Consider the following 13,760-nt stretch of genomic DNA (forward strand, 5'->3'; position numbering starts at 1 on the left):
CAGCCTGTCCGATTTTTCCGATTCGGGCAATGGGTTTTCCCACGGACCGATCAGAGTCCGTCGCCCTGACGCAGCAGCGACCGCAGCATCACGTCGAGCTGCTCGTAGGCGCCCGCCGCGAGACGCTCGAGCAGTGCCAGCTTGAGTTTCGGTTCCTCCGAGGCCATTTCGGCATAGCGCTCGGACGTCAGCACCGCGACCGTCACGGGCGTGTCGGCTCGCACGTCGTTGAGGAAGCGGGAGTCGAGCATCATCGTCATCTCCCCGAAGCTCATCCCCGCCGACAACGTCATCATCCTGTGCACCGCATCCGACTGGTCGGTGACGGTGGAGCTCACCTGCCCGGACAGGATGAGGAACAGCCCGCAGGCGCGGTCGCCCCGATGGATGAGGAGCTCACCGCGAGCGTAGGAGCGGGTGACGAGGTCGCGGGTGAACCGCTGGAGCTGCTTCGCGCTGAGGGCGGACAGCATGGGATGCTCGGCGATCGTGACGGACGACTCCTGACGGGCCGTGCTGCAGTGGTGTTCGAGGAGGATGTCCTCGCACCACTGCACAGCGGCATCGAGGTCGGCGAACACCCGGCCCGCCCTCCCCACCAGGTCCGAGCGGGTGTTGCCGAGCAGACCGGCCGGGTCGACGAACGCGATCGCACACCCGTGATCGGCGAGGCCGGCCCGCAGTGTCTCGAACATCCGGCGCGCGACCCCGCTGACGTCGTCGACGCGCCGGACGTCGACCACCACCACCTCCAGGTCCTCCTCGACGCCGCCGATCTCGCGGACGGCGCTCTCCGCGCCGGCGAAGAGCAGATCCCCGTGCAGCTCGTAGATGCGGCTGCGCTTGCCGACGTCGTCGAGTGCGGCGCGCTCGGCGGGTGACCGCCGCATCCGCGACGGGGCGTCCGACACGGAGTACCGGGCGCGGACCGCGGCGCGGGCGGCGCGGGTGACGTGCAGGAAGTGCAGTTCCAGCTGGTTCGACAGGGCCCGGCACGCCTCGACTCCGCGGACGCTGTTGCCGTGGGAGTCGAGGCGTGGTGAGTAGATCGCGATCCCGATCTGCCCGGGCAGGACGGCGACCACCCCGCCCCCGACGCCGCTCTTGGCCGGCAACCCCACCTCGTACACCCATTTGCCTGCGGCGTCGTACATGCCGCACGTCGACATCACGCTCAGGACCCGCTCGACGAGAGCTGGTTCGAGAACGGTCTCCCGGGTGACGGGGTTGACGCCGTTGTTCGCCATCGTCGCAGCCATCACACTCAGGTCCCGGCACGTCACGTCGATGGAGCACTGACGGAAGTAGAGGTCGACCGCCTCGTCGGGGTCGCCGGTGATGATGTCGAACGAGCGCAGCATGTGGCCGATGGCCCGGTTGCGGTGCCCGGTCCGTGACTCGGACTCGTACACCGACCGGTTGAACGTCAGGTCCCGTCCCGCGTACCGGGAGTACGTGGCCCGGATCCGTTCGAACCGGGTGTCCAGGTCGGGCCCGGCCACCAACGACGCCGCGGTGATCGCCCCCGCGTTGATCATGGGATTGCGTGGTCGCTCCGTCCGCGGGTCGAGGCTGATCTCGTTGAACGGTTCCCCGGACGGTTCGACGTCGATCTTCTCGGCGACGGCGCCGGACCCGCGATCGGCGAGCGCCAGGGCGTACGTGAACGGTTTCGAGATGGACTGGATCGTGAACGGCAGGCGGGTGTCGCCGGCCTCGTACACGTAGCCGTCCACGGTGGCGATGCAGATTCCGAACGAGTCGGGGGCGACCGCGGCGAGTTCGGGAATGTAGTCGGCGAGCTCGCCGCTGCGGTTCTCCCGGGTCGCGGCGAAGACTTTCCCGATCAGCGCGTCCACGACGGTGCTCATGAGTCGACCCTAGAGGCTGTTCACGGAGCTGTCGGGTGTTCCGACGGGCCCGTCCGGCGGCACAATTGTGTGAAGCCGGTCACGGTCATGGCCGGGATGCCCGAGGACGAGCCCGCGCTACGGGGCCGCACCGGCCCATACCGCGTGTCCCGCACTCCGGCGGCTCCGTAGACTGGTTCCACTGTGACGTGACACGAAGCCACGGCAGAGGCACGCAAGGCGGCGTGCATCACGGAGGGAGCGATCTCGTTGGGTGTTCTTGCCCGTATCCAGACGCCTGACGATCTTCGTCAGCTGAATTCGGCGGAGATGAAGCAGCTCGCCGCGGAGATCCGCGAGTTCCTCGTGCAGAAGGTCGCGGCGACCGGTGGGCATCTCGGCCCCAACCTGGGCGTCGTCGAGCTGACCCTCGCGTTGCACCGCATCTTCGAGTCGCCCGCCGACCCGATCATCTTCGACACGGGCCACCAGGCGTACGTCCACAAGATCCTCACCGGCCGCAAGGACGATTTCGACTCGCTCCGCAAGCAGGGTGGCCTGTCCGGATACCCGTGCCGGGCGGAGAGCGATCACGACTGGGTCGAGTCCTCGCACGCGTCGGCGTCGCTGTCGTACGCGGACGGCCTCGCCAAGGCCTTCGAGCTGACCGGTCAGGACCGCCACGTCGTCGCCGTTGTCGGTGACGGTGCGCTGACCGGCGGCATGTGCTGGGAGGCCCTGAACAACATCGCGGCCGGCAAGGACCGCTCGGTGGTCATCGTCGTCAACGACAACGGCCGCTCGTACGCGCCGACCATCGGTGGTCTCGCCGACCACCTCGCCGCCCTCCGCCTCCAGCCGGGATACGAGCGCATCCTCGACAGCGGGCGCCGGATGGTGAAGAAACTTCCCTGGGTGGGCCGCACCGCCTACTCGGTCCTGCACGGCATGAAGGCGGGCCTCAAGGACGCCGTCGCCCCGCAGGTGATGTTCACGGACCTGGGCATCAAATACCTCGGACCCGTCGACGGACACGACGAGGCCGCGCTCGAATCCGCGCTGCGCCGCGCGAAGGCGTTCGGTGGCCCGGTCATCGTCCACGCCGTCACCCGCAAGGGCATGGGTTACGCGCCCGCCGAGAACCACGTGGCCGATCAGATGCACTCGACCGGCGTGATCGACCCGATCACGGGTAGGTCGACGGGGTCGGCGTCCGCCGACTGGACGTCGGTGTTCTCGGCAGAGCTGATCGATCAGGCGAGCCACCGGCAGGACATCGTGGCGATCACAGCGGCGATGGCGGGCCCGACCGGTCTCGCCGCGTTCGGCGAAAAGTACCCAGACCGGATGTTCGACGTCGGGATCGCCGAGCAGCACGCCGTCACGTCGGCGGCCGGCCTCGCCCTGGGCGGTCTGCACCCGGTGGTCGCGGTCTACTCGACGTTCCTCAACCGCGCGTTCGATCAGCTGCTGATGGACGTGGCGTTGCTGAAGCTTCCCGTCACCCTCGTGCTCGACCGCGCGGGTATCACCGGAAACGACGGCGCCAGCCACAACGGCATGTGGGACATGTCGCTGCTGGGCATCGTCCCCGGTATGAAGGTCGCGGCTCCCCGCGACACCGTCACCCTGCGGGAGGAACTGGGCGAGGCACTGGCCGTCGACGACGGCCCGACCGCGCTCCGGTTCCCGAAGGGCACGGTCTGCGACGACGTGCCCGCGGTGAGCCGCCTCGACGGCGTCGTCGACATCCTTCGCGCCCCCTCCGGGCGGAACGACGTGCTCATCGTGTCTGTCGGCGCGTTCGCCGGTCTCGCGCTCGCCGCGGCGGAACGCCTGGAACAGCAGGGCATCTCGGCGACCGTCGTCGACCCGCGGTGGGTCCTGCCGGTCCCGGAGTCACTGGTGAAGCTCGCCGAGGACTACACAATGGTCGTCACCGTCGAGGACAGTGGACTGCACGGCGGTGTCGGTTCCACCGTGTCGGCCGCGCTGCGGTCGGCCGGGGTCGACGTCCCCTGTCGTGATCTCGGCGTTCCGCAACGGTTCCTCGACCACGCGTCGCGCGCGCAGATCCACGCCGAGTTGGGCCTCACCGCGCAGGACGTCGCCCGGCAGATCACCGGATGGTTCGCCGGCCTCGGGAACCTGCGCCCCGAGCAGCAGAACGGCGTCGTCGCCGACCTCGATGCGCAGCGCGCGGAGAACAGCGGCCAGTAGGACCGAGCGCCCCACACGGAAATCCGGCCGAATCACACTGTGATTCGGCCGGATCCGTTCGTGCCTGGGTCAGGTGTGCATCTCCTCGAGCTCCATCCCCTTCGTCTCCCGGACCTTCGACCGGACGAAGAAGAAGGACAGCAGCGCGAAGAACGCGAACAGTCCGTACAGGAACCACAGCCCCACCGAGCGGGTGAGCGGCGGGAACGCCAGCGTGACCGTGAAGTTCGCGATCCAGTTCGCCGCCGTGCTGATGCCGAGTGCGTAGGCGCGCATGTTGTTGGGGAACATCTCGCCCAGCATCACCCACATGACCGGGCCCCAGGTGGCGGCGAAGAAGATCACGAACAGGTTGGCGCCGATCAGGGCGACCGCCCCCCACGGGCTGGGGAGCACGACGTCGTCGCCGCTGCCCGTCGCCTGGGAGAAGGCGATTGCCGCCATGAGCAGGCTCACGAACATGCCGAGCGAGCCGACCATGAGCAGGATGCGCCTGCCGATCCGGTCGACGAACAGGATGGCGACGAACGTCATACCCACGTTGATGATCGAGGTGATCACCGACGTGGTGAACGACTCGTTCTCGGTGAAGCCCACCGACTTCCAGAGCGTGGTGGAGTAGTAGAAGATCGCGTTGATACCCACGAACTGCTGGAAGATGGCCATGAAGATGCCGACCCAGACGATTGGCTGCAGCCCGAACTTCGGGCCGCGAATATCGTCGAACGACGCCGTCGATTCGTGGCGGAGGGTGAGTCGGATCTCGGAGACGCGCTCGTGCGGGTTGACCTCGCCGGTGATGTTCGCGAGGATGTCGGCTGCTTCCTGATCGAGGTGCTTGCCCACGAGGTACCGCGGAGACTCGGGAATGAGCAGGGCGAGAATGCCGTACACGACCGCGGGGACCACACCGACGATGAACATCCAGCGCCAGGCCTCGAGGTTCAGCCACAACTCGTTGGAGGCGCCGCCCGCGGCGTTCTGCAGGACCGCGTCCGACAGCAGCGCGGCGAAGATGCCGAGAGTGATGGCCAACTGCTGCAGCGACGCCAACGCGCCGCGGTAGCGGGCCGGCGCGATCTCCGAGATGTACGTGGGCGCAATGACCGACGCGATACCGATGCCGAGGCCGCCGAGGACGCGCCACAGCATCAGGTCGGGGACGCTGAACGCGAGACCCGCTCCGAGCGAAGACACGACGAACAGCACCGAACCGAGCAGCATCACTTTCTTGCGGCCCCAGCGGTCCGCGAGGCGACCCGCAAACCACGCGCCCACAGCACATCCGAGCAGGGCGATCGCCACGGCGAAGCCCGTGAAGAACGACCCCAGCTCGAAGTGGCCCTGGATGGAGTCGACGGCGCCGTTGATGACCGAGCTGTCGAAACCGAAGAGAAATCCACCTACCGCGGCGGCGACAGTGACGCCGATGACCTTCGCGGTGTGTCTTTCGGACATCTGCGTCATCGCATACCTGCTTTCGGCGAGCGTTCCTGATGCGGGCACAGCGGAAATTTGTGTCTCGGATTACGCTACGCCCGACACCGCCTGTCAGGCGGGAGTTCAGGCACCCGCTTTCTTCGCGGCCTCGCTGAGCTGAGGTGTCAGCTTGTCCAGAACCCACGGTGTCGCGAGAACGCTGGTCTGGCTGAGCCCCGAGATGATCTTCGTGTCCGACAGCGCGACCGCGGTTCCACGCCCGATGGCACCGAGATTCGCGTAGGCCGGGTTCGCGGCGACGGTGGTGTTCTCCGGGACGAACGCGACCACGACGTCGGCGTCGACATCGGAGATGTTCTCGACGGAGATGTCGGCGAAGAACTTGTCCGGATCATTGGTAGAGGCCAGCTTCTGCACGCCGGGTGACACGGTGAACCCGAGCTGGGTCAGCACCTGGACGCGGGGATCGGAGGGCATGTAGACGTTGACCGTCGCGGCGTCGGTGTCGAAGTTGATCACCGAGATCGTCTTGCCGGCGAATTCGGGATGCGCGGCGGCGGTCTGCGCGAGGGTGTCGTCGAGACCGGCCACCAGCTGCTCCGCCTCGGCGCTCTTGCCGAGTGCCTGCCCGACCAGCGTGGTCTGGTCCTGCCACGTGGTCTGCCACGCCGTGTCCGGGTACGCCACCGTGGGGGCGATTCCCGACAGCTTCTCGTACGTCGCCTGGTCGAATCCCTCGTACGGGGCGAGGACGACATCGGGCGCCAGCGAGGCGACCGCCTCGATGGGGGTGGACGTGGCCGCGTCGAGCAACGTGGTCTGGGACGGATCGAATCGGTCCTGCAGCCAGGGCATCACACCGTTCGCCTCGGCGCCGTACGTGTACTTCGGCATGCCGACCGGTGTCTCGCCGAGGGCGTACACGACGTCCTGGGCGTTCCATCCGAGCGTGACGATACGTTCGGGGGCCGCGTCGAGGGTGGTCGATCCGAACGTGTTCTCGATCGTGACCGGAAACCCCTCACCGGACGCTTCCGTGGTGCCTCCGCTGTCGCCGGACGAGCACGCGGCGAGGAACAGGGACGAACTGGCCACGGCGAGTGCGACGGCGATCTGACGTCTGGCGGTGGGTGCGAACACGGCAACGACTCCTTCAGGACGAAAACAGAAGGTAAGCCTAACCTAGACTTGATCGCTCGACGGGCGGACGTCGCGACTTCGAATCACCCTGATTGAAACGTCCCGGCCCGGCTCGGCCCGGCGCATTGCCGGGTCGTTGCCGTGTTCTCGCTGGTGAGGCGTTCCGGTCCCGGCGCGGACCCGGCCGATTCGCGGGGGCGCCCCGAGCGGCTGTTCGCGGCGACTCCGGGCCCCGCCGACTGCCGTTAGCGTTTGTCTTCGTCCAGCTCACACGCACTATCGACGAAGGAAACCATGGTGGTGAATCCGACTCCCCTCCAGACGGCGTCGCGCAGTTCCCGCGCGGACCATGCGCGCAGATTCGCCGACCTGCTCCGTCAGCAGATCCACGCGGACTCCTTCGCCGAGCGCGGATTGCCGTCGGAATCGGAGTTGGCCGCCGAGTTCGGCGTGTCCCGCAATGCGGTCCGCGACGGACTGGCACTGCTGAAGCAGGAGGGGCTCATCGACCGGGCCCCGCGCGTGGGAACCCACGTGGCGCAGCGCAAGTACGACCACGGTCTCGACGCCCTGCTCGGGCTGAAGGAGACGCTGAAGGGGCACGGCGAGGTCCGCAACGACGTCCGCGCCGCCGTGGAGATCAGCCCGCCGCCCGCCGTCGCCCGTCGCCTGCAGCTGGAGCCGGGCGAACCCGCCGTCTACATCGAGCGGGTGCGCTATCTCGGCGACCTCCCGCTCAGCCTGGACCTCACCTACCTCGTTCCCGACATCGGAGCCGAGATCCTCGGCCACGACCTCGAAACCAACGACGTGTTCGCGCTGATCGAGGAGGTCTGCGGTCAGCCCCTCGGCTCCGCCGATCTGGCGATCGAATCCGTGAACGCCGACGCCCATTCCGCCGCGAACCTCCAGACGCCCGAGGGTGCGGCGCTCCTGTTGCTCGAACGCCTCACCCGGCTCGTCGACGGACGTCCCGTCGACCTCGAATACATCCGCATGCGCGGTGACCGAATCACCATGCGCAGCAGCCTCGTCCGCCGACCCGACATCACGAACTGGGAGCTCACCTCATGACCTTGGTCAATCAACGAGCCGACGTACCCGTCACCATCGACGAGTCGCTGTGCATCGAGGGCTGCACCCTGTGCGTCGAGATCTGCCCGCTCGATTCGCTGGCCATCAACCCGGAGAACGGCAAGGCCTTCATGCACGTCGACGAATGCTGGTACTGCGGTCCCTGCGCGGCTCGCTGCCCGACCGGCGCGGTCACCGTGAACATGCCGTACCTCCTCCGCTGAGCGAAAGACCACACAGATGAAGCGACGCTCTTCCACCCTCGCGATCGCCGCCGCGGCACTGACACTCGTGGCGACGAGTTGCTCCCTCGAACCCTCGGCCGGCAACGGTGACGCGGTCACGCTCGTCATCGGATACCAGTCCAAGACGATCAACACCGTCACCGCCGGAACGCTGCTGCGCGCACAGGGATACCTCGAACAGCGCCTGCAGGACGTGACGGAACAGACCGGGACGAAGTACTCCGTCGAGTGGCAGGACTACGACACCGGCGCGCCGATCACCGCCCAGATGGTGGCCGAGAAGATCGACATCGGATCGATGGGCGACTACCCCATGCTGATCAACGGCTCCCGCACCCAGGCCAACCCGCGATCGAAGACGGAGATCGTCTCGGTGACCGGCTACAACCCCCAGGGCGCACTGAACATGGTGGTGGTGCCACCGAATTCACCGGCAACCACACTCGGCGACCTGGCCGGCAAGAAGGTGTCCGCGAGCGTCGGCTCCGCAGGCCACGGCACCCTCGTCCAGGCACTCGACCGCGCCGGAATCGACCCGGGCACCGGCGTCGAAGTGCTCAACCAGCAGCCGCAGGTCGGATCCTCGGCCCTGGAATCCGGTCAGGTCGCGGCGCTGTCGCAGTTCGTCGCCTGGCCCGGACTTCTCGTCTTCCAGGGCAAGGCCAAGCTGCTGTACGACGGCGCCGAACTCCGAACCCCGACCCTGCACGGTGTGGTGGCCCGTGAGGCGTACGCGGACGAACACCCCGAGGTTCTCGACGCGTTCCTCCGGGCGCAACTCGACGCCACGCGGTTCGTCCAGACGCAACCGCTCGAGGCGTCGCGGATCGTGGCCGACGCGAGCGGCCTGCCCCAGGAGGTCGTGTACCTGTACAACGGCCCGGGCGGCACGTCGTTCGACACCACGCTCAAGCCGGGCCTGATCGGTGCGCTGAAGAACGATGTGCCGTACCTGAAGTCGATCGGCGACTTCGCCGACCTCGACGTCGACGGCTTCGTGAACGACGCTCCGCTCCGGTCCGCGTTCGAGGCCGACGGGCAGGACTACGACGCCACACTCGCGTCCACGGCCAACCCGACCTCGGTCACCGGCACCGATCCCGTCTGCGCCACCGCCCCGAGCGATCCGGCGCTGGCCGGGGAGATCTGGTTCGACGGCGCCACCGAGACGCAGCCGGCCGCGAATCCGACGTGCCTGCTCCGCGCGGTGAAACAGGCCCGGGCCGAGGGCCGCACCGTCCGCGCCGCGTTCGTCCCCGACACCGAACTGGGCACGCGATGGTTCGCGGACAAATCGGTGTGGGTGCGCGACGGCGACAACTTCCTGCCCTTCACCACCGGCGCCGCGGCGGACCGATACCTGCGCGCACACCCCGCGGGCGGTGTGATCACGTACGACCGCGCGGTCGAGGAGGTGCGGCAGTGACCACCCTGCAACAGTCGACCGTCCTGGTCGACCCCGAAGTCGCTGTCGAAGAACACGATCCGGTATCGACGCGCCGACGAACCTCGCCGTGGCGGTCACGCCTCGTGCGGATCACGTCCGTGATCGCGGCAATCGTCGCGTGGCAGTTGCTGACCGCCAACGATGTGCGGGTGTGGTTGCGGTTCGACACGCTCCCCACCGTCACCGACGTCGTGTCCGCGTTCGGTACCCAGCTGCAGAGCGAGCTGTTCTACCTCGACCTCGGGCAGTCGCTGATCCGCATCCTCAGCGGATTCGGACTCGCGACCGTGGTCGGACTGGCCACCGGAATCGCCCTCGGAAGATCGGAACTGTTCGCCGACGTCCTCGGTCCGCTGACGGAGCTCGCGCGTCCGATCCCCGCCATCGCGGTGGTGCCCGTCGCGATCCTGCTGTTCCCCAGCGACGAGGCCGGCATCGTGTTCATCACGTTCGTCGCCGCGTTCTTCCCGATCATGGTGAGCACCCGGCACGCCGTCCGGGCCCTCCCGACATTGTGGGAGGACTCGGTGCGCACGCTCGGCGGCGGACGCTGGGACGTGCTGTCCCGGGTGGTGCTGCCCGGAATCCTGCCGGGCGTGTTCGGTGGACTCTCGGTCGGGATCGGGGTGGCGTGGATCTGCGTGATCTCCGCCGAGATGATCTCCGGCAGGCTCGGAGTCGGGTACCGCACCTGGCAGGCGTACACGATCGTCGACTATCCCGGCGTCTTCGTCGGGATGATCACCATCGGCATCCTCGGGTTCGCGACGTCCGGCGCAGTCGAACTGCTCGGCAGGCGCGTCACCCGCTGGCTGCCACGAGGGGAGCGCGCATGACCGCCACCGCCGGAGCGTCCGTGGCCGCCGGCATGTCGCTGGTCCTCGACGACGTCACCCTGTCCTACACCGGGAACCCCGTCATCCGTTCGCTGTCGCTGACCGTGGTCCCCGGCGAGATCCTCGTGCTCACCGGACCTTCGGGGTGCGGCAAGTCCACCGTGCTGCGCGCACTCGCCGGCCTGCTGCCGCCCGATTCGGGCCGCGTCGTCGCCGACGGCGCGAAGGTGGAGTCGACGTCCCGGGACCGGGCCGTCGTCTTCCAGGACAACGCGCTCCTCCCGTGGCGCACGGTGCGCTCGAACATCGAACTGGCCCTCGCACTCCGCGGCGAACCCCGCAAGGGACGCCGGGAGACCGCCGACCGCTGGATCGCGGAGGTGGGTCTGACCGGGTTCGGCGACTTCCTGCCCAAGAACCTGTCCGGCGGCATGCGCCAACGAGTGCAGTTGGCGCGCGGCCTCGCCGGGGCACCGCGGGCCGTGATGATGGACGAGCCGTTCGGCGCCCTCGACACGCAGACCCGCGGCGTCATGCAGCGACTGCTCGTCGACACGTGGAGCACTCACCCGACCACCGTGGTGTTCGTGACCCACGACGTGGACGAGGCGGTGCTGCTCGGTGACCGCGTCGCGGTGCTCGGCCGGGCCGGTCAGCCGCTGCGGGCGCTCGTCGACATCCCGCATCCCCGGGACCGCGACCACCTCGACCACCCCGACACCCGCGCCGCGCGCGCCGACGTGCTCGCCGCGCTGAACCACACTCCGGAGACCTGATGGACATCCCCGACCTCGCCGACACCGTCCGTCTCGATTGCGACGTGCTCGTGATCGGTGGCGGCACCGCCGGCACGATGGCGGCACTGACCGCCGCCGAGAACGGCGCGAACGTGCTCCTGCTCGAGAAGGCGCACGTGCGCCATTCGGGCGCGCTCGCAATGGGAATGGACGGCGTCAACAACGCCGTCATCCCCGGCAAGGCCGAACCCGAGGACTACGTCGCCGAGATCACCAGGGCCAACGACGGAATCGTCAACCAGCGCACCGTGTACCAGACGGCGACCCGTGGTTTCGCGATGGTGCAGCGCCTCGAGAAGTACGGCGTGAAGTTCGAGAAGGACGAGTACGGCGAATACGCGGTCCGCCGGGTGCACCGCTCCGGCTCCTACGTGCTGCCGATGCCCGAGGGCAAGGACGTGAAGAAGGCCCTCTACCGGGTGCTGCGGCAGCGGAAGATGCGGGAGAAGATCCGCATCGAGAACCGCCTGATGCCCGTCCGTGTACTGACGGAGAACGGCCGGGCCGTCGGGGCCGCGGCGCTGAACACCCGCACCGGTGAGTTCGTCGCGGTCGGGGCGAAGGCGGTGATCCTCGCGACCGGTCCGTGTGGCCGGCTCGGGCTCCCTGCGTCGGGGTACCTCTACGGCACGTACGAGAACCCGACAAACGCCGGTGACGGTTACTCGATGGCCTATCACGCGGGAGCCGAACTGAGCGGCATCGAATGCTTCCAGATCAACCCGCTGATCAAGGACTACAACGGCCCGGCGTGCGCGTACGTCGCAAACCCGTTCGGTGGCTACCAGGTGAACGCCGAGGGGGAGCGGTTCGTCGACTCCGACTACTGGTCGGGTCAGATGATGAGCGAGGTCAAGAGCGAGATCGAATCCGCCCGCGGTCCCATCTATCTCAAGGTCAGCCACCTCCCGGAGGAAACCCTCGACACGCTCGAGTCGATCCTGCACACCACCGAACGCCCCACCCGCGGCACGTTCCACGCGAACCGCGGCCACGACTACCGCAGCCACGACATCGAGATGCACATCTCCGAAATCGGCTTGTGCAGCGGGCATTCCGCGTCCGGGGTGTGGGTGGACGAGCACGGCGCGACCACCGTCCCCGGGTTGTACGCGGCAGGCGACCTCGCCTGCGTCCCCCACAACTACATGATCGGCGCATTCGTGTACGGCGACCTCGCCGGATCGCACGCCACCGGTACCCTGCCCGACGTCGAGGCGCCGACCGCGCTGCCCGCGGAGCAGCTGGCCGTCGCGCACGCGCTGATCTACCGGCCGTTGCGCAACCCGGACGGTCCGCCGCAGCCGCAGGTCGAGTACAAGCTGCGCCGCTTCGTCAACGACTATGTCGCGCCGCCGAAGACGGCGACGAAGCTGTCGATCGCCGTCGAGACGTTCGAACGGATGGCGGGGGAGATCGCCGGGATGGGCGCGACCACCCCGCACGAGCTGATGCGCTGCGCGGAGGTCACGTTCATCCGGGACTGCGCGGAAATGGCGTCCCGCAGCTCCCTCACCAGGACCGAAAGTCGCTGGGGGCTCTACCACGAGCGTGCGGATCTCCCGGAGCAGCGGGACGACGAATGGGGATACCACCTGAATCTGCGGCGCGGCGAGAACGGCGACATGGAATTCCTCAAGCGCCCCGTGGAACCGTACTTCGTGCCGGTGCCCGGACTCGATTCCCTTCCGCCGGTGGACCGGACGGTCATACCCGTCGCCCAGCCGCCACTGGTTGGGGGGCGGGCTCCGGTGGAGGAGCGCTCGCGCATCGCGGCGCCGGTCCGGCAGGAGCCGTCCTCACCGGCCATCGTCGCGGTCCTCGGACTCGACGCGCCGAGCGTCGCCGAACTCGCACCGTATCTGGGCGACGCCGACCCGCAGGTCCGCGTCACGGCCCTCTCGGTACTGACGGAAGGAACCCCCGACGGATTCGGGGCGGCCCTCGTCGACGCCCTCGGCGACGGTGCGGTGACGGTGCGCCGCGCCGCCGCCGACGGCCTGCGCGAACTCGTCGAGGTGCTGCCGTCCGCCGACGGATTGGCCGACCACCTCGGGTCGGGTGACGCCGTGGTCCGGGCCGCCGTGGTCGACGTTCTGCGCGCTCTGCACGCCGGTTCGGCGGAGCAGTTCCTGACCGCACTGTCCGACGGCGATCACCACGTCCGGATCGAAGCGGTGCGGGCGCTGGTGTCGCTGGACCGGTGGGAATCGGTGGCTGCGGGGGCACACGACGAGAACCGCGAAGTGCGGGTCACCGTCGCGCACGGTCTGGCCACCATCGGGATCGGCGGTGTCGACACCGTGCGCTCACTGGCCGGCGACCGCGACCCGCTGGTGCGCGCCGCCGCGCTCACGGCGTTCGCGAGTCTGGGCTGCGACGGCGACGACGTGACCCTCGCGACGGCGGCGCTGCGGGAGTCGGCCTGGCAGATCCGGCAGGGCGCCGCGCGGGCACTCGCCGGAGCGGACCCCGAAGTCGCGGTGCCCGCGCTGGCGGACGCCCTGACGGATGCGCACCTCGACGTGCGCAAGGCCGCCGTCCTCGCGCTCGGCCGGTGGTCCGGCGACCGCGCCGCCGTCGGCGCGCTCACCACTGCACTCGAGGACACCGACGCCGACGTGCGGGCCTACGCCCGCCAGGCGCTCGCCGCCACCGATCACGTCCCCGTCTCCTGAGGAGGTGAGTGGCGACGTGTGCCGGGGCACACG

General features: G+C 68.5%; 10 protein-coding genes. 7 read left to right on the plus strand and 3 right to left on the minus strand.

Annotated elements, in window-relative coordinates; translation table 11 throughout:
• Window positions 1-50: 50 nt before the first annotated feature.
• Window positions 51-1,871, minus strand: coding sequence for a glutaminase A (gene glsA, locus ACFWAY_RS41945; RefSeq protein WP_378514657.1), 1,821 nt, complete (start codon window positions 1,869-1,871; stop codon window positions 51-53).
• Between the two features lie 249 nt (window positions 1,872-2,120).
• On the opposite strand from glsA, the gene dxs reads away from it, so the two are divergent.
• The gene (dxs, locus tag ACFWAY_RS41950; protein WP_378514658.1) at window positions 2,121-4,070 is read left to right on the plus strand and encodes a 1-deoxy-D-xylulose-5-phosphate synthase; all 1,950 of its coding nucleotides are present in this window, start codon (window positions 2,121-2,123) and stop codon (window positions 4,068-4,070) included.
• 69 nt (window positions 4,071-4,139) lie between these two features.
• On the opposite strand, the gene ACFWAY_RS41955 is transcribed toward dxs, so the two are convergent.
• Together ACFWAY_RS41955 and ACFWAY_RS41960 are read right to left on the minus strand one after the other, a co-directional pair.
• Window positions 4,140-5,537 carry a sugar porter family MFS transporter gene (locus ACFWAY_RS41955; RefSeq protein WP_378455186.1) on the minus strand — a complete coding sequence of 466 codons (1,398 nt, stop codon included), beginning with the start codon at window positions 5,535-5,537 and terminating at the stop codon, window positions 4,140-4,142.
• 96 nt (window positions 5,538-5,633) lie between these two features.
• A complete protein-coding gene (locus tag ACFWAY_RS41960) occupies window positions 5,634-6,650 on the minus strand; it encodes an iron-siderophore ABC transporter substrate-binding protein (protein WP_378514659.1) in 1,017 nt (338 codons plus the stop codon).
• 294 nt (window positions 6,651-6,944) lie between these two features.
• Between ACFWAY_RS41960 and ACFWAY_RS41965 the strand changes: the two genes are divergently transcribed.
• From ACFWAY_RS41965 to ACFWAY_RS41990, 6 genes are read left to right on the plus strand one after another with little or no spacing between them, the layout of a single operon-like run.
• Window positions 6,945-7,724, plus strand: a complete 780-nt coding sequence (locus ACFWAY_RS41965) for a GntR family transcriptional regulator (protein WP_378455148.1) — start codon at window positions 6,945-6,947, stop codon at window positions 7,722-7,724.
• Window positions 7,721-7,948: a ferredoxin family protein gene (locus tag ACFWAY_RS41970; protein WP_005240903.1), complete on the plus strand. Its 228-nt coding sequence runs from the start codon at window positions 7,721-7,723 to the stop codon at window positions 7,946-7,948. The genes ACFWAY_RS41965 and ACFWAY_RS41970 overlap by 4 nt, the downstream gene beginning before the upstream one ends.
• A 16-nt stretch (window positions 7,949-7,964) precedes the next feature.
• Window positions 7,965-9,395: an ABC transporter substrate-binding protein gene (locus ACFWAY_RS41975; RefSeq protein WP_378514660.1), complete on the plus strand. Its 1,431-nt coding sequence runs from the start codon at window positions 7,965-7,967 to the stop codon at window positions 9,393-9,395.
• Window positions 9,392-10,252 (plus strand): ABC transporter permease, encoded by an 861-nt coding sequence (locus tag ACFWAY_RS41980; RefSeq protein ID WP_378514661.1) that lies wholly within the window; start codon window positions 9,392-9,394, stop codon window positions 10,250-10,252. The genes ACFWAY_RS41975 and ACFWAY_RS41980 overlap by 4 nt, the downstream gene beginning before the upstream one ends.
• Window positions 10,249-11,028, plus strand: a complete 780-nt coding sequence (locus ACFWAY_RS41985; RefSeq protein ID WP_378514662.1) for an ABC transporter ATP-binding protein — start codon at window positions 10,249-10,251, stop codon at window positions 11,026-11,028. Before ACFWAY_RS41980 ends, ACFWAY_RS41985 begins: the two co-directional genes overlap by 4 nt.
• Window positions 11,028-13,727 carry a fumarate reductase/succinate dehydrogenase flavoprotein subunit gene (locus tag ACFWAY_RS41990; RefSeq protein WP_378514663.1) on the plus strand — a complete coding sequence of 900 codons (2,700 nt, stop codon included), beginning with the start codon at window positions 11,028-11,030 and terminating at the stop codon, window positions 13,725-13,727. The genes ACFWAY_RS41985 and ACFWAY_RS41990 overlap by 1 nt, the downstream gene beginning before the upstream one ends.
• Window positions 13,728-13,760: the final 33 nt, after the last annotated feature.

The organism is Rhodococcus sp. NPDC059968 (assembly GCF_042738615.1).
Lineage (GTDB): Bacteria > Actinomycetota > Actinomycetes > Mycobacteriales > Mycobacteriaceae > Rhodococcus_F.